Origin of the sequence: Corynebacterium sp., assembly GCF_030532195.1 — a bacterium.
Classification (GTDB): Bacteria; Actinomycetota; Actinomycetes; order Mycobacteriales; family Mycobacteriaceae; genus Corynebacterium.
Genome location: NZ_JAUNLP010000004.1, coordinates 122,257 through 144,530, shown reverse-complemented (window position 1 = coordinate 144,530; position 22,274 = coordinate 122,257). Strand labels below are relative to the sequence as shown.

The following is a 22,274-nucleotide window of genomic DNA, read 5'->3' as shown; positions in this document are numbered from 1 at the left end:
ACCGATATGGGCAAATCGTCCTGTGCCTAGCGCAGTTCGATGCGGTCAGCCTTCTTCGCCTGTGCGCGGCGGTGGAAAACAATAGTTGGCAGTGCGATGCAGATAGCCGCCACGGCCAGCGTCGCACCACCCAGCGCCGGCGCACGATAACCATAGCCAGCAGCGATGATCCAACCGCCGAGCGCGGCACCAAAAGCGTTGGCCATATTCAGCGCAGCCTGGTTGAGAGCAGCCGCCAGTGTCTGTGCGCGGCCCGCGACGTCCATGAGGCGGGTCTGCAGGTTCGGCACCAGAATCGAGCCGAGCAGGCCGATGATGAGGAAGTTGATGGTGCCCAGCACCGCATTTTGCGAGGTGAAGTGGAAGGCGGTGAGCATGACCACCATAAGCACCAGTGCGACCATGATGCCCCACTCGCCGATGCGGTCGGCCAGCCAACCGCCGATGTAGGTGCCCACCACCATGCCGATGCCGTAGGCCATCAGCACGATCCAGATGAGGTTTTCGCTCATGCCAGCCTCACGCGTCATCGTCCACGTGATGTAGGTGTAGACGGCAAACATGCCACCGAAGCCGACCGTGCCAATTGCCACAGTCAGCCACACCTGCGCGTTACCCAGCGCAGAGAGCTCATCGATGGGGCGCGTCTTGGGCATGCGGTTCATGTGCGGCACGGCAAACCACAGCGACACCAGCGCAATCAGGCCAATAACCGCCACAAAGGCAAAGGCACTGCGCCAACCGTAAATCTGGCCGAGTACCTGCGCCGCCGGCACACCGATGACCGTCGCCACCGACAGCCCCACGCCTGAGAGCGCTACCATTTTGCCGCGCTGCCCGGGCTTGGCCAGCGATGCTGCCACCAGCCCCGCCACGGAGAAGTACGCACCATGTGGCAGACCGGCGATAAAGCGCGAAATCATGACGGCCTCAAACGAACCCAGCGAGCCCGCCCATACCGTCGCGCCATTGCCGATGGTGAAGGCGCCCATCAAAAGCAACAGCATGCGCCTGCGCGGAATGGAACCGGTCACCACCGTAATCAGCGGCGCACCCACCACAACGCCGAGGGCGTACATGGAGATCATGCGCCCAGCAGCATCCTCATCACGGCCAAACGCGTCAGCGATGTACGGCAGCAGCCCCATTGCCACGAACTCCGTGACACCGATGCCAAACGCGCCCACCGACAGCGCAACAATCACCAAAACTCGACGGGTATCAGAGATGTCGTCCTGCAAAGGCACAGGGCGACGATGCGCGCTCAGACGCGAGCGCGATGTAGTTTCATGCGGGGTCGTCATTTCGCTTGGCGACGTCATTAGCGAGCGCAGCTCCTTTTCTATACCGGCAACGATTGTGAGATTCGGAAAAATGAGACTCTACTCCCCAACCCAAAAACTCCACCATTCATAACCGCATTTTCGCCACTATTTGTGTGCGGAATAACACCTGTGGTGCGCTCGCGAGCGGCGACACGTTGCGCGAGGTCATCTGTGCCTTTTGATGACCTACCGAGTAAATTGCTTTTCAGAACATTTCTAAAATTCAATTTATTTCGAAAAAGGACATTGATTAACTGTGGCCGACCGCTATGACCTCTATGAGTCCCTGAGCCTCGACCCCTCTGCCAGCACGGAGGAACTTCGTGCCCAACTTGACGAAAAGCTCGCCGAGATGCGCTCGGAAAATGTGCCGGAATATTCCGGCCAGTTTCAGGAGACCTTTACCGCAAGGCAGATTCTGGGCGAAGATTTTCGCCGCCAGGACTACGATGCACAGCTTGCCGATGACAATGCATCGATCACCATCGCCACGCTGAGGGAATTGGCTGCACAGCCGGAGTCCGCTTCGGAAACCACCAGCCAGTCGGCACCGGCAGAACCGACGCAGCAGGAGTGGATGAATCAGCCTCCGGTTACCGAGACGATGGTGACGACAACCGTCACCACGACAGTGCCTCCACTGCCTGAGAATGCAACTATCAAGGACGCGTGGAAGCGTTTGCCCAAGTTCCCGAGAATCACCGCTTCCGTCTATGGCGTAGCGACGATCCTCGGCTACATCACGGCTACTGCCGCCATCTACGTTGGCTTTGCCAACCTCAATTCCGCAGCAGATGCAGGTAGCCGAGATTCCTCCCTGGGCTCAGTTTTCGGCGATATCGCCGAGATTTATCTCAGCCTCATTAATGTCGGATCCGCCTCCGCATTCTTCACTCTCGGCATCGTTATCGCCCTGTTGTCCATGTTCTGGTTCAACAAGATTCTGCACGGCCGCAACATCCGTGCCCTGCCCTACCTGGTGGCATCGACGACACCGCTTGGTGTTGGCCTGCTCGTAATGAGTTTCTTTGTCCAAGACGAAATGATCTTTGTCTGTTTGATTCTGACTGGGGTGGCTTTGGTTGCAGCCACTGCCCTGACACTGACGAAGGACATGCGCGCATGGTTCCGCGGCCAGAAACTGGTTCGCACTACACAGCCGGCACCCGCACAGGGCTACATGCCGCAGTACCCTCAGGGCTCTTAAGAGTTAGCCTGCCGCTTTACCGCACCGAGGTTGTGAACTTCTGTTCTGAACTTCGGTGCGGTTTTTGTTCTCGAAAAGGCGTGCTCGCTTGTGACCGTCGTAAAGCGGGAAATGAAACGTAAAGTGGCTCAATGCTGATTTTTTTGTGATTTATTTCACATGTTTGCGTTATTCGTATCACTATCACCTGAGATGCGGTATGCCCCTGCGCCACCTAATTCTTAAAACTGGGTTATCGTGGAACAAAACAGATAGGAGACAAATACTATGGCGACAATTAATTGGACCCGTACTGACGAAGCCCCGTTGCTGGCGAGCTACTCGCTGAAGCCGATTGTTGAGGCTTTCGCAAGCCAGGCGGGTGTCGATGTTGAGACCCGCGACATCTCCCTCGCTGGCCGTATTCTGGCTCAGTTCCCGGAGCGTCTCTCTGACGACCAGAAGGTAGAGGATGCCCTTGGCGCCCTCGGCGAGCTGGTTAAGGAACCGCACGCCAACATCATCAAGCTGCCGAACATCTCCGCTTCGGTTCCACAGATCAAGCGCGCTGTCGCTGAGCTGCAGGAAAAGGGCTACGACATCCCGAAGTACAAGTCCCAGCCGGAAGGTGAAGAGGAAACCGCTGACCGCGCAAAGTTCGACAAGGTTAAGGGCTCTGCCGTTAACCCGGTCCTGCGTGAGGGCAACTCCGACCGCCGCGCTCCGGAGCCGGTAAAGAACTTCGCCCGCAAGCACCCGCACCGCATGGGCGCTTGGTCCGCAGACTCCAAGACCAATGTCGCCACCATGGCTTCCAACGACTTCCGCCACAATGAGAAGTCCGTCGTCATGCCAGCCGACGACAAGCTGACCTACCAGCTCGAGGCCAACGACGGCCAGATCATCACCCTGAAGAAGGACATGCCAGTCCTCAAGGGCGAGATTATTGACGGCACCGGCATGAACGTCCACATCCTGGACAACTTCCTGCGCGCTCAGATTCGCCGCGCACAGCGCGAGAACATCCTGTTCTCCGTGCACCTGAAGGCCACCATGATGAAGGTCTCCGACCCGCTGATCTTCGGTGAGGTCGTCAAGGCCTTCCTGCCATCTGTTTTCCCGAAGTTCGAATCCAAGCTCGCCGCCGTCAACCTGACCCCGGACAACGGCCTGGGTGCCATGCTCGATGGTCTGCATAAGCTTGACGACGCTACTGCGGCGGCCGTCAAGTCCGCTATCGAGAAGGACCTGAAGGAAGGCCCAGCCCTTTACATGGTCAACTCCGATAAGGGCATCACCAACCTGCACGTTCCGTCCGACGTCATCGTTGATGCCTCCATGCCGGCCCTGATCCGCAACGGCGGCAAGGGCTGGGGCCCGGACGGCGAGGAGCGCGACACCCTCGCAGTCATTCCGGACTCCTCCTACGCAGGTGTCTACCAGGCTGTTATTGATGACTGCCGCGCAAACGGCGCATTCGACCCGGCCACCATGGGCTCGGTTCCGAACGTTGGTCTGATGGCTCAGAAGGCCGAGGAGTACGGCTCCCACGACAAGACCTTCCAGATTCCGGTTGACGGTGTCCTGCAGGTCATCAACTCCGCTGGCGAGGTTCTCATTGAGCACCACGTCGCAGAGGGCGACATCTGGCGTTCCTGCCAGACCAAGGATGCTCCGATCCGCGACTGGGTGAAGCTGGCCGTCAACCGCGCTCGCATCACCGGCGACCCGGCAGTGTTCTGGCTGGATCCGCAGCGTGCACACGACAGCAACCTGATTGCCAAGGTCAACGAGTACCTGGCTGATCACGACACCGAGGGCCTGGACATCCGCATCATGGATCCGGTGTCCGCTACCAAGTTCTCCCTCGAGCGCATCCGCCGCGGCGAGAACACCATCTCCGTTACCGGTAACGTTCTGCGTGACTACCTCACCGACCTGTTCCCGATTATGGAGCTGGGCACTTCCGCCAAGATGCTCTCCGTCGTGCCGCTGATGGCTGGTGGTGGCCTGTTCGAGACCGGTGCTGGCGGTTCCGCTCCGAAGCACGTCGAGCAGGTTATCGAGGAAAACCACCTGCGCTGGGACTCCCTGGGTGAGTTCCTGGCACTGGCTGAGTCCCTGCGCTACGCCGCAGAGGATGACGACGACCCGCGTCCGCGCGTTCTCGCTTCCGCACTGGACAAGGCAACCGCTACCCTGCTCGACGAAGGCAAGTCCCCGTCCCGCAAGGCTGGCGAGATTGATAACCGCGGCTCCCACTTCTACCTGGCTCTCTACTGGGCGCAGGAACTGGCCAAGCAGGATGAGAACTCCGAACTCAAGGAGGTCTTCGCACCGGTTGCTAAGGCTCTGTCCGAAAAGGAAGAGTCCATCATGAAGACTCTGATTGACGTCCAGGGTTCCCCGGCCGACCTCGGCGGCTACTTCATGCCGGACGATGAGAAGGCAGCTGCCGTCATGCGTCCGTCCGCTGAGTTCAACGAAATCATCGACGGTCTGAAGAAGTAAAACTTCAACTGCTCGGGGATTCCTGACCAGCAATTTCAGACAATAGCCCCTCGCCCATGTTGCATTTGATGCGCATGGTGCGAGGGGTTTTTTGCGCTCTGCGGGCTTGCCGGGGGCTTTGCGAGATGTTCACAACTCCATTGACAGCAGGGGGTGCCCAGCGCCCCGTCACCTCAACCCATGATGCAATGACCGCCTGACCCCACCGCCCGAAAAATGCTCACAAACTGCCATAAACCTAGTCACTAACCTTTCAGCGCCCCAATACCTGCCTCGGCCCGTGCCCCACACCACGCCCTCCGCAGGCCGCCTGCCCATACCGCCACCCAGCACCACTAACCCCACCAACACAACCAACCAGACCAGTCCGTACCAAGCGGACTAGGTAGCACTTCTTACACCCTCACACCCACGCTTACCTTGGGTTTTTCTAAAACTTTGCAATAGACAGCTTGGTTCACTATTGTTTGTAATCAACGTTTTGAACAACCGATTTAGCTCAAGGAAGTAACCGTTATGTCCACCAAGTACGACAACAGCAATGCAGCCAACTGGGGTCTGTCCACCCGCGCTATTCACGCTGGCTTCGCCCCGGATGCGCAGACCTCTTCGCGCAATCTGCCGATTTACAACACCTCCTCCTACGTTTTCGATTCGGCTGAGCACGCAGCCAACCGCTTCAACCTCTCGGACGAAGGCCCGATTTACACTCGCCTGACCAACCCGACTGTTGATGCTGTTGAGCAGCGCATCGCCAGCCTCGAGGGCGGCGTTGCTGCAGTGCTGTTCTCCTCCGGTCAAGCTGCTGAGACCGCTGCGGTGCTCACGCTGGCTCGTCAGGGTGACCACTTCGTCGTCTCGCCACGCCTGTACGGCGGCACGGAGACCCTGTTCAAGGTGACTCTGCCGCGTCTCGGCATTGACTGCACCTTCGTGGAGAACCCGGATGACCCGGAGTCGTGGCAGGCAGCAGTTCAGGACAACACTGTCGGTTTCTACGGTGAGTCCATTGCTAACCCGCAGATTGACGTCCTCGACATCCCGGCCATCGCCGAGGTTGCTCACCGCAACAACGTTCCACTGATTGTGGACAACACGGTTCCGACCGCTGCCCTGCTGCGTCCACTCGAACACGGCGCTGACATTGTGGTTGCTTCCACTACCAAGTTCCTGACTGGTAACGGTTCCTCCCTCGGCGGTGTCATCGTCGACGGCGGCAAGTTCGACTGGACTCAGACCCGCGACGGTCGCTCCATCTTCCCGAACTTCACCGAGGCTGACGCGGCCTACCACGGCCTGAAGTTCGCCGATCTGGGCGCTCCGGCCTTCGCTCTGCGCGCTCGCGCTGGCATTCTGCGTGATACCGGTGCTGCTCCGGCTCCGTTCAACGCCTGGGTTCTGGCTCAGGGCCTGGATACTCTGGCCCTGCGCCTGGAGCGCCACAACGCAAACGCCAAGGCCGTCGCTGAGTTCCTGGACAATCACGACCAGGTTGCCAAGGTTAACTACCCGACTCTGCCGAGCTCCCCGTGGCACGACACCCTGAAGAAGCTGAACCTTAAGGGTGCCAGCGGTGTGCTGTCCTTCGATTTGAAGGATGCCGACACGGAGAAGGCATGGAAGTTCATCGATGCTCTGAAGCTGCACTCCAACGTCGCGAACATCGGTGACGTTCGTTCCCTGGTTGTTCACCCGGCTACTACCACTCACTCCCAGTCCGACGAAGAGGGCCTGACTCGCGCCGGCATTTCCCAGGCCACGGTGCGCCTGTCCGTCGGAATCGAGAACATCGAGGACATCATCGCTGACCTCGAAGCAGGATTCGCCGCCATTTCCTAGGCGACTTAAGGCACGCACCGAATGCAGACTCAGTAGTCTATAGACCATGAGCTTTTCCCCGTCTACCCCGGTCTCCCTCCCACCCGAGGGCGAGCCGGGGCGTGTCTTTATTGGCGATGTCACCACCGAAGCCGGCGCTGTCATCAAGGATGTCACCGTTGAGTTTGAGCGTTGGGGTCGGCTTAACGACGACTGCTCGAACGTCATCCTCCTCGAGCACGCGTTGACCGGCGATGCTCACGCTTCCGGCCCAGCTGATGACTATCACCCGACCGCCGGTTGGTGGAATGGCATGTTGGGTTCAGCACGTGCGTTGGATACTGACCAATACTGCGTCATCTGCACCAACGTGATTGGCGGCTGTCGTGGCACTACTGGCCCATCGAGTCCGCATCCAGATGATGGTAAACCATGGGGTTCTCGCTTCCCCGCTATTTCTGTGAGGGATACCGTCACAGTCGAGCACCTGGCGCTAAAGGCTTTGGGCATTACTCACCTGGAGGCCGTCATCGGTGGTTCGCTCGGCGGTGCCCGCGCACTGGAGTGGTCACTGATGCACCCTGATTTCGTCGGCAAGGCATTGGTGATGTGCGTCGGCGCGCGTGCTTCTGCCTGGCAGATTGGTATTCAGTCCGCGCAGATTCAGTTCATTGAGTCCGACCCGCATTGGCATGGTGGCGACTACTACGAGCATGATGTCAGTCCTACTCGAGGTTTGGGTTTTGCTCGCCGTGTCGCGCACCTGACCTACCGCGGCGAATTGGAACTCGATGATCGCTTTGGTGCGGCCGCGCAGCAGGGCGAAAATCCATTGGGGCCGATGCGAACTGCAGATCGTTTTCAGGTGGAGAGCTACCTGGATCATCAGGCGGCGAAGCTGGCCAGCCGATTCGATGCCGGTTCCTATGTTGTGCTGACAGATACGCTGAACCGTCATGACATTGGCCGTGGTCGAGGTGGTCTCAACGAGGCGCTTCACTCCTCTACCGTGCCGACGATGGTCGCTGGCGTGGATACCGATATTCTCTACCCCTTCCACCAGCAGCAGCACCTTGCCCGTAACCTGGGCAACTGCATGGGGCTAGAAATGATTGAATCCGCCGTGGGACACGACGGATTCTTGACCGAGTTTGAGCGAGTGGACACGATTGTGCGTGACTTCCTCGCTAAGGATGTCAGCTAGTGGCGCTGTGATTAGCTGCCCAGCGCATCCACGCTGACTGCTAGGAAGACGATTCCCGCGCCGACCAAAGAACAAAACCACAGGTCAAAGGTGCGGGATCGCACAGAAAAGATACCCAGAATACTATCTGGCAGATACTGCCTGGCAACGCCGAGCAGAATCATTGTCATTCCCAGCATGAAGGTGGCACGACGCCACCGTTCCAGTCCCAGGAATACGACGAATGCGGACATACCGAAAAAGAGCAGGCCGTACATTGTGTACTGCGCCCACTTGGGCCAGAACGCTCCCGGGGGCGGAGTCTCCGGGCTGTGCGGGTTTAACTTCGGATCTGGTAGATCTTCAGGCCGCGCGCGCTTTGCAATTTCCCTTTTCGGCACTACAGGCACTTTTGTCCCCTTTTAGTCCCTTTTTGCTTGGTTAGTCTGGCTAGCCTCTGACTAGTCGGCCAGACCGGCCAGCTTCTCGGCGCGCTCAACAACGTTGCGAACCAGGAAGGCACGAGTGAGCGGGCCAACACCGCCCGGGTTCGGGGATACGTAACCTGCGACATCCCACACGTCCTCGGCAACGTCACCGGCCAGCTTGCCGTCGACACGCGAAACTCCCACGTCGAGCACGGCAGCACCTGGTTTGACCATGTCGGCGGTGAGCATGTGCGGCACGCCTGCAGCAGCGATGATGACGTCGGCCTGGCGGGTCTCTGCCGCGAGATCCTTGGTGCCGGTATGGCAGAGCGTCACGGTGGAGTTCTCGCTACGGCGAGTGAGCATCAGACCGATTGGGCGACCAACGGTAACACCGCGACCAATGACGACGACCTTTGCGCCGTTGAGCTCGACACCAAAGCGACGCAGCAGGTGAATGCAGCCGTTCGGGGTGCACGGCAGCGGAGCCGGCTCATTGAGAACGAGCTTGCCCAAATTAACTGGGTGCAGGCCATCGGCGTCCTTATCCGGGTCAATCAGACCCAGGATGCGGTTTTCATCGAGGTGCTTCGGAAGTGGCAGCTGAACGATGTAGCCGGTGCACTCCGGGTTCTCATTGAGCTCGGTGATGACTGCCTCGAGCTCTTCCTGCGTGGTGTCAGCCGGAAGGTCACGGCGAATGGACGCGATACCAATCTGCTCACAGTCGCGGTGCTTCATCTTCACGTAGGAATGGCTACCGGGGTCATCGCCCACCAGCACAGTGGCCAGACCCGGGGTGTGGCCTGCCGCCTTCAAACGCTCAACGCGCTTTGTCAGGTCTTCGAAGATTTCGTCTCGGTAGAGTTTTCCATCAAGCTTTGTCGCTGCCATGGCATTCATCTTAGGCACAGGCCAGCTCTATTCCCACCTCCGCCCCCACTAAATTTTCCTATTTCCCACCGGCAAAGCCCTGCTGACGCCACGCCTCATAGGCGGCCACGGCAGCGGCATTGGACAGATTCATGCTGCGACGTGCAGGCAGCATCGGGATACGCACCAATTGTGTAATTCGCGGATCTTCCAATACCTCGGGGGCGAGCCCTGTTGGTTCTGGGCCAAAGAGCAACACATCTGTGTTGGCGTATTCGATATCCGTGTACCAGGTGTCGGTGTGTGCGGTAAACGCGAAGATACGGCTGCCGCGGCTGGCGAAGAGTTCCAGGGCCTCATCGATGGACTCATGAATGAGCACGTCGGCGAGGTCATGGTAATCGAGCCCGGCGCGACGCAGATTCTTGTCATCAAAGTTAAAGCCCAGCGGTTTGGCCAGATGCAGCATCGCACCAGAGCCCGCGCACATGCGAATCGCATTGCCGGTGTTTGGTGGAATGACCGGCCGGTCAAACATCACGTGGCAGGTATGGTTGCCAATCCATTCGGCGGGGTCCTGCTGAGCTTTTGGCTTCGAAGAATTCATTTCTTGTGTTTCTTTCACTGCTTTTCAGCATTCATGGCGTGGTCTGTCTTCATGGCGTGATCAGCCAGGAAGGCAATGATGGTCTCGCCGATAAGGGCGCGACTCTTGGGCTTGGAGAACTTGTGGCCTTCGCCTTCTACCACCAGGAAGTCAGTGGGCACGCCATAGGCATCCAGGGCATTGCGCATCTGACCGGATTCACGTGGCGGCACGTTGGTGTCCCATTCACCATGGATGAACAGCGTCGGTGCTTTCATTTCCTCTGCTCGGTGCAGCGGCGAGATATCGCGCAGCAGCTCGGCATCCTGGTACGGGTAGCCGTAGCGAGGAAATGCCGCCTGCGCCAGCCAAGGTTCCGTGGATTGGTAGTAGGTCTCAAAACTGGTCATGCCACAGGCATCGATAATGGCTGCAAAATCATCCGGGTACCAGGCAGATGCCAGCAGGGACATAAAGCCACCGTAGGAACGACCGCCCAGGGTGATACGCTCCGGATCTGCCAGGCCCGCATCGACAAGGAAGGAGCGTGCAGCGGCAATATCTCCGATAGCGGCGAATCGTCCATAGCGGTCACCGGCATGCTCAAAGGCACGACCCGAACCTGAAGACCCGCGCAGGTTGGGCGTGAACACCACATAGCCGGCCTCCACGATGGCAGCCAGAATGTCGTGGTGAATGGGCTTAGCCTGGAGTTCTGGGCCTCCGTGGATGTGAATAAACGCCGGCGGCAGGCCTTCGTCAGCGCTCTCTGAGGTGTTGTTGCGCAGCGACTCTGGCAGATAAAGCCAGCCGGATAGCTCCAGCCCATCCTGAGAGACAAAGTAGACCAACTCCGGCGCGGGCATAGTCTCGAGGTTTTTCTCCTCCAGCGCCAAAATCCGCTCACTGCGCTCGGCATCCAGTGGCTCGATGACACCACCGATATTGCGCAGGATTTCCACCGTAGGCGCCAATCCGGGCCCCTCCACGGTCAGCGAAATCAGCTCGCCATCTCCCGAGATAGACAACTCGCGCGCAACCATACCCGGCAGCTCCACGTTGCGACGCACCATAACGCGCAGGTCATCAGTCTGTGGCTGAATGCCCAGTGTCAGTACCTCCAAGGTGCTGACTCCACCGCTATTCCACAAGATCGCAGCAGTCGATGCATCCTCGCTGATGACAAATTCCTCGACATCCTGGTCGGGATTGCCGATGAACTCTTCGACATCCACATCGATGCCGACCTTCATATCCAGAATTGGTGACTCCGGGTCATCCGCGACATCTCCCGCAGGAGTGATTCCCAACCGTAAAATCCGACGCTGCTCAGCGCCATGATCTGACAGCACGAATGCCGTCAACTTCGGTTTGCCCGGATGCGCAAGCAACACACCAAAGTCCGTAGTCGACCCCGGATCCGTGGGAAGGAGAGGCTGCCACTGCTGATTCGGGCCGACCAACATCAATTCGCGGTGCCCACGCGGACCAACGCGGACCAGGCCGAACCCATTCTCTGCCGCCACCAGCTGACTGTCGGTCCGCCTATCGATGACCTCATATTTCGAGTTCGTCGGATTGACCAAACGCGCATAGTTGATGCCCTTGGCGTCTACCGCATTCATCGCCAGCAGCTCGTTGTCCCATTCCACCAGCGTGGCACGCATATCGGCATCCATCCGCAGCGGACGGGCACCGTCGACGGCAGGATCTGTGGAGACCAGCCACGTCTGCAGCCGCTCGGTACCCAGTGGAGAGACCTCACAGGCAATCCATTTTCCATCCGGGGAGTGCAGCACCCTTGTCACAGGGCCTTCCACTGGAAGACGGACTGTTCGTTCCTCCCCCAGCCCATTGGGCGTGATCTCCTGCTGGACCGCATGCGGATAGCCACTATCCCGGACAATGAAGGCAATCGCACGCCCATCCGGTGCTAGTGAAGATTCATAGGTCTGGCGCATGACAATCCATTCTAGTGCTCACCGGAAATCTCTACTGCGACCTGCCACCACGGGCCTACCCAACGCCTCTGCCATATCCAGCAATCGATCAGCCACAACAGTCACCGCACCCGATGCCGTCTGCGCAATGCCACGCACCACTAATGCCCGCGAATTGAGCGCTACCGGCCGAAACCGATTCCACAGTCCCGGCGTGCACAACACGTTGACCAGCCCTGTTTCATCTTCCATGCCCAAAAATGTCACACCGCCGGCCGTCCGCGGGCGTTGCCGATGCGTCACCACTCCTGCGACTTCTATTCGCGTACCGTCAGGCACCGCTTTCAATTCCGCAGCGGGCACGACTCCTCGCGCCTGCAAATCCTCCCGCAGCGCCGCCACTGGATACTCACCTGGGGTAACGCCCGTGGCTGCAAGGTCCGCAGCGGCGAGCTCGAACTCTGTCATACCGGGCAACGCAGGTGCGTCGACAAGCGTGAGCCCCGGCAACATGCCCTCACTTTCCGTCGCCGCAACACCCGCCGCCCACAGTGCTTGACGACGGTCAATCCCCAGCGATGCAAGCGCTCCTGCGCGAGCTAATGCCTCCATGTGCCCGACATTGAGCCGAGCTCTGCGCGCCACATCAGCTGCGTCAACATATGGCCGAGCTGCGACAATGCGCTCAGCCACCTCGTTGCCCACCCCTGAAATGCCACCGAGCCCCAGCCGAATTCGGCCGTCGATCACGCTGGCTTCCACACCGGAGACAGCAATGTCCGGGCCATCGCACTTCACACCATGCCGACGGGCATCAGCGATAAGCGACTGCGGTGAGTAGAAGCCCATGGGTTGCGCGCGAAGCAGTGCCACACAGAATTCCGCTGGGTAGTGGTACTTAAACCACGCGGAGAAGTACACCAACGATGCAAAGGACTGCGCATGCGACTCGGGAAAACCATAGGCGGCAAATGCCACAATCTTGTTCCACAGTTGCTCACCGACTTTTGCACCAATGCCGCTAGTTTGGCGCAGGCCCTCCAGAAAACGTGCGTGCAGCGCCTCCATTTTGGCTACTGAGCGTTTTGACCCCATCGCGCGGCGCAGGGAGTCCGCCTCTGCACCGCTAAAACCTGCCGCATCAACAGCCATCTGCATGAGCTGCTCCTGAAAAAGTGGGATTCCCAGGGTTTTTCCCAAAGACTTTTCCAGCACCGGATGCTCATACGTCACCGGCTCGAGCCCATTTCGGCGCCGGATATAGGGATGCACACTGCCGCCCTGAATAGGGCCGGGGCGAATCAGCGCTACCTCTACCACCAGGTCGAAGAACTTCCGTGGTTTCAACCTGGGCAATGTGGCCAGCTGCGCGCGCGATTCCACTTGGAATACTCCCACCGCATCCGCCCGCGCCAGCATCTCGTAGACCTCAGGTTCGGTGACATCAATTTCCCAGAGATTTACGCGACGGCCATGCTGCTCATAGACCAAGTCGATGCAGTGGTGAATGGCTTCCAGCATGCCCAGCCCCAACAGATCGAACTTCACCAGACCGGCTGCCGCGCAATCATCTTTGTCCCACTGCACCACCGAGCGGCCTTCCATCCGCGCCCATTCCACAGGGACGACATCAGCAATCGGCCGGTCACAAATCACCATGCCACCAGAGTGGATTCCCAAATGGCGAGGTTGACCGCGAAGCTGGTTGGCCAACTGCTGCACAACTCCAGGCGTTTCTGCTTCTCTGTCACTCACCCATGCATCAATCACTCCTGGGGAGTATCCGAGTGCCCGTGCGGCATCGCGCAAGGCACCGCGTCGCCGATATGTAATGACGTTGGCGACTTGCGCTGCATTATCACGCCCATACTTTTTGTAGACGTACTGAATGACCTCTTCTCTGCGGCCTGATTCAATATCAACATCAATATCCGGCGGCCCATCGCGCTCTGGTGACAAAAACCGTTCGAACAACAACCCCGCACTAATCGGATCGACATTTGTAATTCCCAGCGCAAAGCACACCACCGAGTTGGCGGCAGAACCGCGTCCCTGCGCCAGGATGCCGGAGCGACGACAGAACTCACAAATATCGTGAACAATGAGAAAATACCCGGGAAAGCCCAGCTCGCGAATGACTTTCAGCTCATGGCCCAGCTGCGCCCAAGCACGGGCTTGGATGGAGCCTTCCCCAGCGCCTTCCACCGGACCGTAGCGCCGACGTGCACCAGCGCGCGCAATTTCTGCCAGCCAGGAGTTTTCATCATGTCCCTCTGGGACCTCCCAGCGTGGCAGCTGCGGCGCAATGAGGTCGAGCGTGAAAGCGCACTCTGACGCAACTTGCTGAGTATTGCGCACCACGTGTGGGCCCACATGCTGCGCTGCCGCAGCTAGCTCCTGCCACGAGCGCAGCCAGGCCCCACCCGCAGGTTCTAACCACGGCTCAAAATCATCCAGACTCTGCCGCACGGCCAATGCCTGTTTTGCCCCAGCAAGCCGACTAGCTGCGGGATCTGCCGCTGTGGCAGCCGAGGAAATAACTTCCCGCAGGCCGTACTGCTGCGCCGCTGCTATGAGCCGGTCGGTGTCATCGGCCGCCTGAGCGGTGGGACTCACTCGATGCTCAAGAGCCACATTCTCCACCCCGAAAGCTGCAATGAGTTCTTCGAGGTCGTCGACCCAGCTTACGTCGGCAAGCACCTGCCAGTACCCGCCTGCCGCCTGCCCCAACTGCGATAACTCAGGGTATTGCACCACGGACTTCTCCCCTGAGGACATGTGTGCCTGGCAGAGAAGACGGCTCAGACGGCGGTAGCCCTCTGGACCGCGCACAAGCACGGTGAGCGGACGCTGCGGCAGGCTGAGCTCTGCCCCAATAATGGTCGCCAGCCCAGCTTCTGCTGCAGCCTCTGCAAAACGAGCGATTCCATAGAAACCATCGCGGTCCGCCAGACCCAGCACGTTTAACCCCATACGCATGGCCTCAGACACCAATTCTTCTGGATCCGATGCGCCGTACAGAAAAGAGTAACTCGAACGACAGTGCAATTCGACCCTAATTTCCGCAGGTGAAACGGAGGTTCCACCAGAGCCGTCCGTCGGCGATTCAAACGCCCCCACGATAGGGTCTGTCAGTTGTCCGCGCCAACCATTAAAACTGGCATTGGGCTGTAGTTTTCCTAAAAATTTTCCCGATAGAATACGTTCAATCCGCGACCAGCTCAAAGGCCGGTTGACCTTCCCCGACTGCCCGTCCGAGATGTTTTCCATGCCTCGAACAGTAACTCACGCCCCGGATAGATTTCAAACATATTTTCGATTACTATTTGTGACTGAGTTCACCCCCACACACCATCTGTAAATCACAATCCAGTCCGCCTGACGCTTCCGAGTTCACGGCAGATTTTCAGCGCTACCTGGGCGAGTGCTAGCCTTAACCCCAGAATTAAAGACAGCTTGGTCTAGTTCTGTATTAAAAGTTCATGTAACAAATCTCATTAGAAGGAGACCCCTTAAATGAATCTCAAGCGTTTTTCCGCAGGCGTTCTTACCGTTGCGTTCGCCGCTACTGGCCTTACCGCCTGTGGCAACTCGGATGATGCCATTCGCATTGGCACCACGGATGCCAGCAAGAAGGCCTGGACCGTTTTTGAGCAGAAGGCCTCTGAACAGGGCATTGACCTGGATGTTCAGAACTTCTCCGATTACCAGACTCCGAACCGCGCACTCGATGAGGGCCAGTTGGATGTCAACCTCTTCCAGCACATCAAGTTCCTGGCTGAGTACAACGTGGGCGCAAAGTCGGATCTGACTCCGATTGGCTCCACCGAAATCGTCCCGCTGGCTCTGTTTTGGAAGGACCACAAGTCGGTTGATGAGCTGAAGAAGGGCACCGAAGTTGCCATCCCGAATGACCCGTCCAACCAGGGCCGCGCCATTAATGTGCTAGTCCAGGCGGGTCTGCTGAAGTTGAAGCAGGATGACCTGCTGACTCCGTCTCCGGCTGATATCGACGAGGCCGCCTCCACCGTCAAGGTTCTGCCGGTGGACGCCGCTCAGACTCCGGCCGCCTACGGCGAGGGCAAGCCGGCCATTATCAACAACTCCTTCTTGGACCGCGCTGGCATTGACCCGAACACTGCCATCTTCCAGGATGACCCGAACTCCAAGGAGGCAGAGCCGTACATCAACGTGCTGGTCACCAAGGCTGAAAACGCCAATGACCCGAAGTACGCGGAGCTGTCCAAGATCTGGCACACCAAGGAGGTCCAGGACGCAGTGGCCGAGGACTCCAAGGGCACCTCGGTTCCAGTTGACCGTCCAGCAAAGGAACTGCAGGATATTCTGGCGCGCGTCGAAAAGCAGCAGCGCGAACAGAACTAACGTCACTGCCACAGACCAAGGGGTACTGATTCACTCGTGACCAATAAGGGAACGAAGCTCGAATTCCGCGAGCTGAACAAGCAATTCGGCGACGTCACCGCGCTCGCCGGCATCAACCTAACCGTTGAACCCGGTGAGATCCTCGGCGTCATCGGTTATTCCGGTGCCGGAAAATCAACGCTCATCCGCATGATTAACGGCCTGGAAAAGCCCACCTCGGGACAGGTTCTGCTCGACGATACCGACATCGTCGGCATCTCCGAACGTCAGCTGCGGGGCCTGCGCCGCAATATCGGCATGATTTTCCAGCACTTCAACCTCTTCCACTCGCGCAACGCGATTCGCAACGTTGAATACCCGCTGGAGCTGGCCGGTATGCCAAAGGCAAAGCGCCGCGCCCGCGCGCAGGAACTGCTGGAATTCGTCGGTCTCGGCGATAAGGCGGAGTCCTTCCCCGAGCAGCTGTCGGGCGGACAGAAGCAGCGTGTCGGCATCGCCCGCGCGCTCGCCACCGAGCCAACGCTTTTGCTTGCCGACGAAGCCACCTCGGCTCTCGACCCGGAAACTACCGCTGGTGTCCTGGATCTGCTGCGTCGCATCAATCGTGAAATGGGTGTCACCATCGTGCTGATTACTCACGACATGTCGGTGGTGCGCGGCATCGCCGACCGCATGGCCATCATGGAGAAAGGCCGCATCGTGGAAACCGGCACGGTTCACGAAGTCTTTGCCAACCCACAGACAGAGGTTGGCCGCCGCTTTGCCACCACGGCTCTGCGCGACACTCCGATTGGCCGCGAGCGCGATTCGCTCAACCAATCCGTGCAGAGTGCATCGGCTCGCTTGGTCACCATCACCATCAACGACGGGGTAGACCTCGGTGCCCTGGCACAGGCCACTGGTGCCCACGGCGTGGCCGCCTCGGTGGCGCATGGTGCCGTCGCCAATGTGCAGACGAAGTCCTACGGTCGTCTCACCCTGCGGTTGACCCCGCTGGCGGATGGCCCCTCCCCTGACTTCGATGCCGCCGTTGCTGCTATTTCCGAATTGACACAGGTAGAGGAGCTTGCATCATGATTAATCTCTTAAACTCCCTGCCATCTGTAAGTGGTAAGGACACCAATTGGGATAGCCTCGGGCCAATGCTGGGTGAGGCATTCGGTCAGACTCTCTACATGGTCTGCGTCGCCATGCTCATCGGCGGTGTCGCCGGTCTGGCAATCGGTGTGCTGCTCTACGCCACCCGCGACGGCGGCGTGCTGCGCAACAAGTTTGTCTACCAGGTTCTCAATGTCCTGATTAACTTCGTCCGCCCGATTCCGTTCATCATCTTGGTCACGGCTATCGGCCCACTGACTAAGAGCGTTGTCGGCACCACTATCGGCACCGAGGCTGCAGTCTTCGTCATGTCCATCGCCGCCACCTTCGCCATTGCGCGTCTGGTGGAGCAGAACCTGATGTCCATTGACCCCGGCGTTATTGAGGCTGCGCGTGCCATGGGTGCTGGCCCTTGGCGCATCATCCGCACGGGCATCGTGCCGGAAGCCCTCGGTCCCCTGGTCCTGGGCTACACCTTCGCCTTCATTGCCGTGGTCGACATGTCAGCCATGGCCGGCTACATCGGTGGTGGCGGACTGGGTAACTTTGCAATTACCTACGGCTACCAGGCATTTGACTGGAATGTCACCCTGGTCACCACCTTGGTCATCATCTTCATCGTCCAGTTGGCGCAAATCTTCGGCAACTGGCTTTCGAAGAAGATTATGCGCAGGTAGCCGCGCACTACCGGCTAGCGTCGAGTCACACCGACAGCAGCCCAGCCCTTCTTTGGCCCTGGAGCATCACCACAGGAAGACACCACACCTTCCGTGATGATTTTCTCCAGGGCCACTTCATATTCCACGACCCCGCCGCGCTCGCTGGTGCCGTCGTCAAGCGCGACGACAGCAGTCGTGCCGTCGACATCAATGCGCGCGATATCGTCCACGCCCCACGCGTCTGCTTCACGACGCACAGCCAATTCCGCGACCTGTGCCGGCGGGGTGTAGATGCCACGGCCACGGCAGCCTTCCGCATGCACAATTCCTTGCTGTGCGTCGTCGACGACTCCCTTCGCATCGACTGCGCTGAGCCGCCCGAAGCTGTAGTTCCATGGCAGGAGAATGCTTGCCGGCGCGAAGCGATGTCCCTTCGAGTGCGAGGTCTCCCACACCATGTTCGGGAAAAGATTGTGCATCGCCGCAGCTAGCGGGCGACCTTTCATTGCACAGCAGCGGTCGCGCTTGCCATGCGTGCAAATCAGATACAGCGGATGATCCAGGCGAGTAGCCCCTTCCGTGGACTGGCCGAGACGAATATCCAGCGTCATCAGGTCTTCGACATCTGCGACCATGCGGTGCTCGAGGAAGATCTCTGAGTCGTCGGTTTCGGTGCAGTGTGCGATATAGACATTGACGCCATCACACGGTTGCTGCCCAATGCGGCCGGGTTTGCGGATTAGCTGCATCACGCCGCCGCGCTCTTCCAACCAGGCCTCGACTCGACCAGTGATTTCGTCTCCCCACACGCCACCATCGAGGATGTCGTGTGACCAACCAAGTTGGTGCTCCAAGGCAATGAAGAGCTTGGCGGGCTTGGCAGTGCCCGGAAGCGGCTCAGCAGCCTGAGCGGAACAGGTGGTATCAAATTTGGCCTGGCTCATAAGGCTAAGCGTAATAGAGGACACCAAATACTGTGTCGTAGGTCGCAGTATTCACCCCCTGTTTTATTACTATTCTGCAACACTTTTACAACGAATATTTTTAACCTGCACTTTTACACTTCAGCTTGTTGAAATTCCGTAAATGCGCACCTACCGTCAGGCATATGAATACGAACTCACTGGGTGCCTCGCGCGTACGCACTGGTGTCGTGGCATCCCTGTGCCTGGCACTGGGACTGGCTATCGGCGCGTGCTCGCCTGACTCATCCTCAGATTCAGCTGCTGCGGTGTCAATGAAGACTGACTCGACCGCTGGCACTTCTGATTTGTCGAGCAGCTCTGACAGCTCCACTAGTTCGTCTTCCGAAGCAAGTACCACCATGGATGATGACGCTGCACCGGACGGCGATTTCACAATCTCCTCTGCGGAAGCCACTCCGTCTGACGGTGCATACCTGGGCATCGAAGATGTCCGCGTTGGTTCTCACGATGGCTACGACCGCATTGTGTTTGAGCTCAAGGGTGAGGGAACGCCGGGATACTTCGTCCGCTATGAAGATGTCCCAACTCAGCAGGGATCTGGCAAACCGGTTTCCGTCGATGGTGCTGCCAAGCTGGTCATTAACCTGCGTGGCATGGGCTACCCCTTTGACTTCCAGATGGAGGACTTCCCCGCCGGTCCGGTGAAGCCAACCTCAACTTCTGTTATTCAGGAAGTCGTCGGTGCGGGCACCTTCGAGGGGCAGTCTCAGTACATTGTCGGTCTCAAGGGCGACAAGGCTCCTTTCAAGGTCTTCCCACTGAGCAACCCGAACCGTCTGGTTATTGACTTCCAGTCGAAGTAATTCACCTACGCCTTACCTGCCAACTACCTATCGCCTACTCATAGGCACCCTCGATTTTCCATGCCCCGGCATGCCCTATGAGCAACCAGGCAACGACCTTTCCATCAGTCGCCGTCACCTGGACCTGCATCCTCGCTGCCCGACGAGCTTCATCTGGCACCCACCAGCGTTCATCGATGGGCCATGGTCCCGCCCACGATGACACGCGGTAGGTCTGTGCCCCACGGCGCACCATCGCTGGCTCCGCTGTCATGGTCGCCCGCCCGGTGACGCCCACGGCCTGCCCGCTGGCATCCAGTACATCCACCTCTGCGTTTGCAGCCACTGGAGTTATCGCCGGATTGGGGTTAAGAATTGCACCTGGCCACGGCTGATTTCCCCCGGCACTTTTTGCGTTTTTGGGCTTTTCCCCGAAAGCGACAAAGCCCACCCGCTCGGCTGGCCCACGTCCTCCTTGCATGACCGGCTGCTGTACGGCCTCCGGCCCCAGCAGACCCTGTACGCGTTCGGCGGCTCGGCGAGCTTTGGCTAACGCATCATCACTGCCGTGCCACAGATCTTGTTTCACGGTGCCGGCAGCAACGACATCCATGGGCTCTAGGCGCAACTCGACGATTCCACGGCCGTCATCATCAGCAATTTCCACGCCGCTATCATCCATCTGTGGCTGCTGCCGATTCCTGTTATTCAGCCACCCATCAAGCTGCCAGCGAACCCTGTCCGCCGTAGTCTGCTCCGCCAGCGGCTCAGCACAGCGCCACACTCTGCGTATCTCAGAGCCATCACTAAACTGCGCCACCACCGCGAGCCGATAACACGAATACCCGTGCTCAAAGAGCTGCTCATGAAGCTGCGCCGCCAAAGAGCGCGCCACAAATGAGGCCTCATCCACCCGGCGCAGAGGTGTCTCCCAGGACTGATAGGTCACCTCTAACCCCGGCGGCAGGGACCGCGGTGCCACCAGCCGAACTTCCCCATGACAGGCCAAGTCATGCCACCTGGCACCTTGAGCTCCAAACCGGTTTGCCACGTCCCGTTTGGGCAGCGCACCGACATCTCCTAATGTGCGCAAGCCCAGCTCCTGCCATGTTTTCGCAAGCTCCGCGGGCAGCCCCAAGGCACTTTCTGCCATAAGCTCCACCAAGGAAATTCCCTGCCGAAACCTCTTGCCCTGCTGGGCTCCCGGAGCCACCAATATTCCCCGCCGAGCTGCCAAAATGGCCGTCACAATATCGTCCGCGAGCCCCAAACTGCAGTCCACACCGGGCACCGCTGCAGCGTCGAGCAGTTTTTCCAAAGCCGTATCCTGCCCGCCGTAATAGCGCACCACCCCGCGCGCTGCCACAACCGCAAGGCCTGGTCGCAGCGCCTCAACCCCGGCGGCCACGGCCTCCAACCGTTGCATCACCGGCTCAAACTCCGCGGCATCACGCACCGCGCTTTCCTCCACAACGTCTAGCTGCGGACACAGCGCTTCCGCATGACGACGACTCTGCCCGCGCCGCACCCCGGCGCGGCGCGCACTGGGTGAGCACGCTGCCACCCCGCTATCGCCCACAATCGCCACCGGGCTGAGAGGATCCGCCTGCGCTGTCGCAGAGGCCAAATGCGCTGCCTGCACCGGCCAATCCGGCAGCCACAGCGCCACCACACGGTTGTGATCTACTTCAGCCATTACGCCCGCCTCCGCGAGGGAAACGCCACCACGTTGCCCTGTACCACTTGTTCTCCAACATGCTCTCCTACCCGCCAGCTGCACTGGCGCCGTGGAAAGCGTGTCCCCGACACATTGACGTGGTAGTCCACCGCTCGAATCCGCCCGCACCCTGCGCCCAGACCGGAAACATCTACGACAGAGCTAGAAATTGTTGCGGCAGCTCCCGGCCACTGAGCCCCGACAAAGACTAGCGCGCAACCACTTGTACGCAGACGTGCCTGCAGTGGACGAGCCTGCGACGGCGTTGGGGTCCGCGCCAATGAAGCCACTACCAAATCAACACCTTCCGCCAGCAGCCCAATCACCTCAAGTGGCTGCATACCAGGATCTGGCACACAGATGATGTTCGATAACTGCCCACCCAACTCTGCAACGGCGAGCAACCCTTGTTCTGCAACACCGACCAGTGCCACATGCCCCGTCTTGGTAGCTTCCGCAATAAGACCTGCCAATACTGCACCCGGCTGCTCAATGACACTGACCGCCCCTTTTCGCACCGCTCCTGCCAAAGCGCTTTCCAAAGCAGCTGGCACCGGCAGGGCCTCGCCGAACCCAAAGCTTTCACTGGACGCCATCCCGCCAGACTGCGCAGCCATTGCCTGCCGCAACGCGGCAATAGTCTGTTCTTTAGATTGCCCGGCAGCAACGCCAACCGCCGTTGTCATTTCTCGTTCCACCTCATCTCGTTGTTATCCCCGAGTTATCCCGCAGTACAGCAGTAGCCTTCCCAAAAGCCCTGCTCGAACATTCTTTCTTGATGTGCGGATTTGATATTACC

The 22,274-nt window shown here is 59.0% G+C and carries 17 protein-coding genes; 8 read left to right on the top strand and 9 right to left on the bottom strand.

Annotated elements, in window-relative coordinates; translation table 11 throughout:
- Nucleotides 1-26: 26 nt before the first annotated feature.
- Nucleotides 27-1,322, bottom strand: coding sequence for an MFS transporter (locus Q4E11_RS06050; RefSeq protein WP_303164414.1), 1,296 nt, complete (start codon nucleotides 1,320-1,322; stop codon nucleotides 27-29).
- Between the two features lie 259 nt (nucleotides 1,323-1,581).
- Between Q4E11_RS06050 and Q4E11_RS06045 the strand changes: the two genes are divergently transcribed.
- The 4 genes from Q4E11_RS06045 (at nucleotide 1,582) to Q4E11_RS06030 (ending at nucleotide 8,044) form a co-directional block, all read left to right on the top strand.
- On the top strand, nucleotides 1,582-2,532 hold the full coding sequence (locus Q4E11_RS06045; RefSeq protein ID WP_303164410.1) for a molecular chaperone DnaJ: 951 nt from the start codon (nucleotides 1,582-1,584) through the stop codon (nucleotides 2,530-2,532).
- Nucleotides 2,533-2,799: 267 nt separating this feature from the next.
- On the top strand, nucleotides 2,800-5,022 hold the full coding sequence (locus Q4E11_RS06040; protein WP_303164409.1) for an NADP-dependent isocitrate dehydrogenase: 2,223 nt from the start codon (nucleotides 2,800-2,802) through the stop codon (nucleotides 5,020-5,022).
- A 516-nt stretch (nucleotides 5,023-5,538) separates the two neighbouring features.
- Complete coding sequence (locus Q4E11_RS06035) at nucleotides 5,539-6,861, top strand: O-acetylhomoserine/O-acetylserine sulfhydrylase (RefSeq protein WP_303164408.1); 1,323 nt, start codon at nucleotides 5,539-5,541, stop codon at nucleotides 6,859-6,861.
- 46 nt (nucleotides 6,862-6,907) lie between these two features.
- On the top strand, nucleotides 6,908-8,044 hold the full coding sequence (locus Q4E11_RS06030; RefSeq protein WP_303164407.1) for a homoserine O-acetyltransferase: 1,137 nt from the start codon (nucleotides 6,908-6,910) through the stop codon (nucleotides 8,042-8,044).
- Between the two features lie 11 nt (nucleotides 8,045-8,055).
- On the opposite strand, the gene Q4E11_RS06025 is transcribed toward Q4E11_RS06030, so the two are convergent.
- The 5 genes from Q4E11_RS06025 to Q4E11_RS06005 are packed head-to-tail and all read right to left on the bottom strand — an operon-like array spanning nucleotide 8,056 to nucleotide 15,120.
- Nucleotides 8,056-8,424 (bottom strand): DUF3017 domain-containing protein, encoded by a 369-nt coding sequence (locus Q4E11_RS06025; RefSeq protein WP_303164406.1) that lies wholly within the window; start codon nucleotides 8,422-8,424, stop codon nucleotides 8,056-8,058.
- A gap of 60 nt (nucleotides 8,425-8,484) precedes the next feature.
- Nucleotides 8,485-9,345: a bifunctional methylenetetrahydrofolate dehydrogenase/methenyltetrahydrofolate cyclohydrolase gene (locus Q4E11_RS06020; protein ID WP_303164405.1), complete on the bottom strand. Its 861-nt coding sequence runs from the start codon at nucleotides 9,343-9,345 to the stop codon at nucleotides 8,485-8,487.
- Nucleotides 9,346-9,403: 58 nt separating this feature from the next.
- On the bottom strand, nucleotides 9,404-9,931 hold the full coding sequence (locus tag Q4E11_RS06015) for a tRNA (cytidine(34)-2'-O)-methyltransferase (protein WP_303164403.1): 528 nt from the start codon (nucleotides 9,929-9,931) through the stop codon (nucleotides 9,404-9,406).
- Nucleotides 9,932-9,945: 14 nt separating this feature from the next.
- Nucleotides 9,946-11,871 (bottom strand): S9 family peptidase, encoded by a 1,926-nt coding sequence (locus tag Q4E11_RS06010; protein ID WP_303164402.1) that lies wholly within the window; start codon nucleotides 11,869-11,871, stop codon nucleotides 9,946-9,948.
- An 18-nt stretch (nucleotides 11,872-11,889) separates the two neighbouring features.
- Nucleotides 11,890-15,120, bottom strand: coding sequence for an error-prone DNA polymerase (locus Q4E11_RS06005; protein WP_303164401.1), 3,231 nt, complete (start codon nucleotides 15,118-15,120; stop codon nucleotides 11,890-11,892).
- A 246-nt stretch (nucleotides 15,121-15,366) separates the two neighbouring features.
- Between Q4E11_RS06005 and Q4E11_RS06000 the strand changes: the two genes are divergently transcribed.
- From Q4E11_RS06000 to Q4E11_RS05990, 3 genes are all read left to right on the top strand, one after another.
- Nucleotides 15,367-16,233, top strand: a complete 867-nt coding sequence (locus tag Q4E11_RS06000) for a MetQ/NlpA family ABC transporter substrate-binding protein (protein WP_303164400.1) — start codon at nucleotides 15,367-15,369, stop codon at nucleotides 16,231-16,233.
- Nucleotides 16,234-16,269: 36 nt separating this feature from the next.
- Complete coding sequence (locus Q4E11_RS05995) at nucleotides 16,270-17,310, top strand: methionine ABC transporter ATP-binding protein (protein ID WP_303164399.1); 1,041 nt, start codon at nucleotides 16,270-16,272, stop codon at nucleotides 17,308-17,310.
- 65 nt (nucleotides 17,311-17,375) lie between these two features.
- The gene (locus tag Q4E11_RS05990) at nucleotides 17,376-18,008 is read left to right on the top strand and encodes a methionine ABC transporter permease (protein WP_303164576.1); all 633 of its coding nucleotides are present in this window, start codon (nucleotides 17,376-17,378) and stop codon (nucleotides 18,006-18,008) included.
- Nucleotides 18,009-18,022: 14 nt separating this feature from the next.
- Here Q4E11_RS05990 and Q4E11_RS05985 read toward each other — a convergent pair whose 3' ends face one another.
- Nucleotides 18,023-18,934, bottom strand: a complete 912-nt coding sequence (locus Q4E11_RS05985) for a sucrase ferredoxin (RefSeq protein WP_303164398.1) — start codon at nucleotides 18,932-18,934, stop codon at nucleotides 18,023-18,025.
- Nucleotides 18,935-19,098: 164 nt separating this feature from the next.
- Here Q4E11_RS05985 and Q4E11_RS05980 point away from each other — a divergent pair, with 164 nt between their 5' ends.
- Nucleotides 19,099-19,779 (top strand): hypothetical protein, encoded by a 681-nt coding sequence (locus Q4E11_RS05980; protein WP_303164395.1) that lies wholly within the window; start codon nucleotides 19,099-19,101, stop codon nucleotides 19,777-19,779.
- Between the two features lie 34 nt (nucleotides 19,780-19,813).
- On the opposite strand, the gene Q4E11_RS05975 is transcribed toward Q4E11_RS05980, so the two are convergent.
- Both Q4E11_RS05975 and Q4E11_RS05970 read right to left on the bottom strand, forming a co-directional pair.
- Nucleotides 19,814-21,454: a DNA polymerase Y family protein gene (locus Q4E11_RS05975; RefSeq protein ID WP_303164394.1), complete on the bottom strand. Its 1,641-nt coding sequence runs from the start codon at nucleotides 21,452-21,454 to the stop codon at nucleotides 19,814-19,816.
- Nucleotides 21,454-22,161: a hypothetical protein gene (locus tag Q4E11_RS05970; RefSeq protein ID WP_303164393.1), complete on the bottom strand. Its 708-nt coding sequence runs from the start codon at nucleotides 22,159-22,161 to the stop codon at nucleotides 21,454-21,456. The genes Q4E11_RS05975 and Q4E11_RS05970 overlap by 1 nt, the downstream gene beginning before the upstream one ends.
- Between the last annotated feature and the right edge of the window lie 113 nt (nucleotides 22,162-22,274).

Coding starts and splice junctions, on each gene's coding strand:
- Q4E11_RS05975 (WP_303164394.1), bottom strand. CDS start 21,454: ATGGCTGAAGTAGATCACAACCGTGTGGTGGCGCTGTGGCTGCCGGAT.
- Q4E11_RS06000 (WP_303164400.1), top strand. CDS start 15,367: ATGAATCTCAAGCGTTTTTCCGCAGGCGTTCTTACCGTTGCGTTCGCC.
- Q4E11_RS06005 (WP_303164401.1), bottom strand. CDS start 15,120: ATGGAAAACATCTCGGACGGGCAGTCGGGGAAGGTCAACCGGCCTTTG.
- Q4E11_RS05980 (WP_303164395.1), top strand. CDS start 19,099: ATGAATACGAACTCACTGGGTGCCTCGCGCGTACGCACTGGTGTCGTG.
- Q4E11_RS06015 (WP_303164403.1), bottom strand. CDS start 9,931: ATGAATTCTTCGAAGCCAAAAGCTCAGCAGGACCCCGCCGAATGGATT.
- Q4E11_RS06030 (WP_303164407.1), top strand. CDS start 6,908: ATGAGCTTTTCCCCGTCTACCCCGGTCTCCCTCCCACCCGAGGGCGAG.
- Q4E11_RS06010 (WP_303164402.1), bottom strand. CDS start 11,871: ATGCGCCAGACCTATGAATCTTCACTAGCACCGGATGGGCGTGCGATT.
- Q4E11_RS05985 (WP_303164398.1), bottom strand. CDS start 18,934: ATGAGCCAGGCCAAATTTGATACCACCTGTTCCGCTCAGGCTGCTGAG.
- Q4E11_RS05990 (WP_303164576.1), top strand. CDS start 17,376: ATGCTGGGTGAGGCATTCGGTCAGACTCTCTACATGGTCTGCGTCGCC.
- Q4E11_RS06050 (WP_303164414.1), bottom strand. CDS start 1,322: ATGACGTCGCCAAGCGAAATGACGACCCCGCATGAAACTACATCGCGC.
- Q4E11_RS06040 (WP_303164409.1), top strand. CDS start 2,800: ATGGCGACAATTAATTGGACCCGTACTGACGAAGCCCCGTTGCTGGCG.
- Q4E11_RS06020 (WP_303164405.1), bottom strand. CDS start 9,345: ATGGCAGCGACAAAGCTTGATGGAAAACTCTACCGAGACGAAATCTTC.
- Q4E11_RS05970 (WP_303164393.1), bottom strand. CDS start 22,161: ATGACAACGGCGGTTGGCGTTGCTGCCGGGCAATCTAAAGAACAGACT.
- Q4E11_RS06035 (WP_303164408.1), top strand. CDS start 5,539: ATGTCCACCAAGTACGACAACAGCAATGCAGCCAACTGGGGTCTGTCC.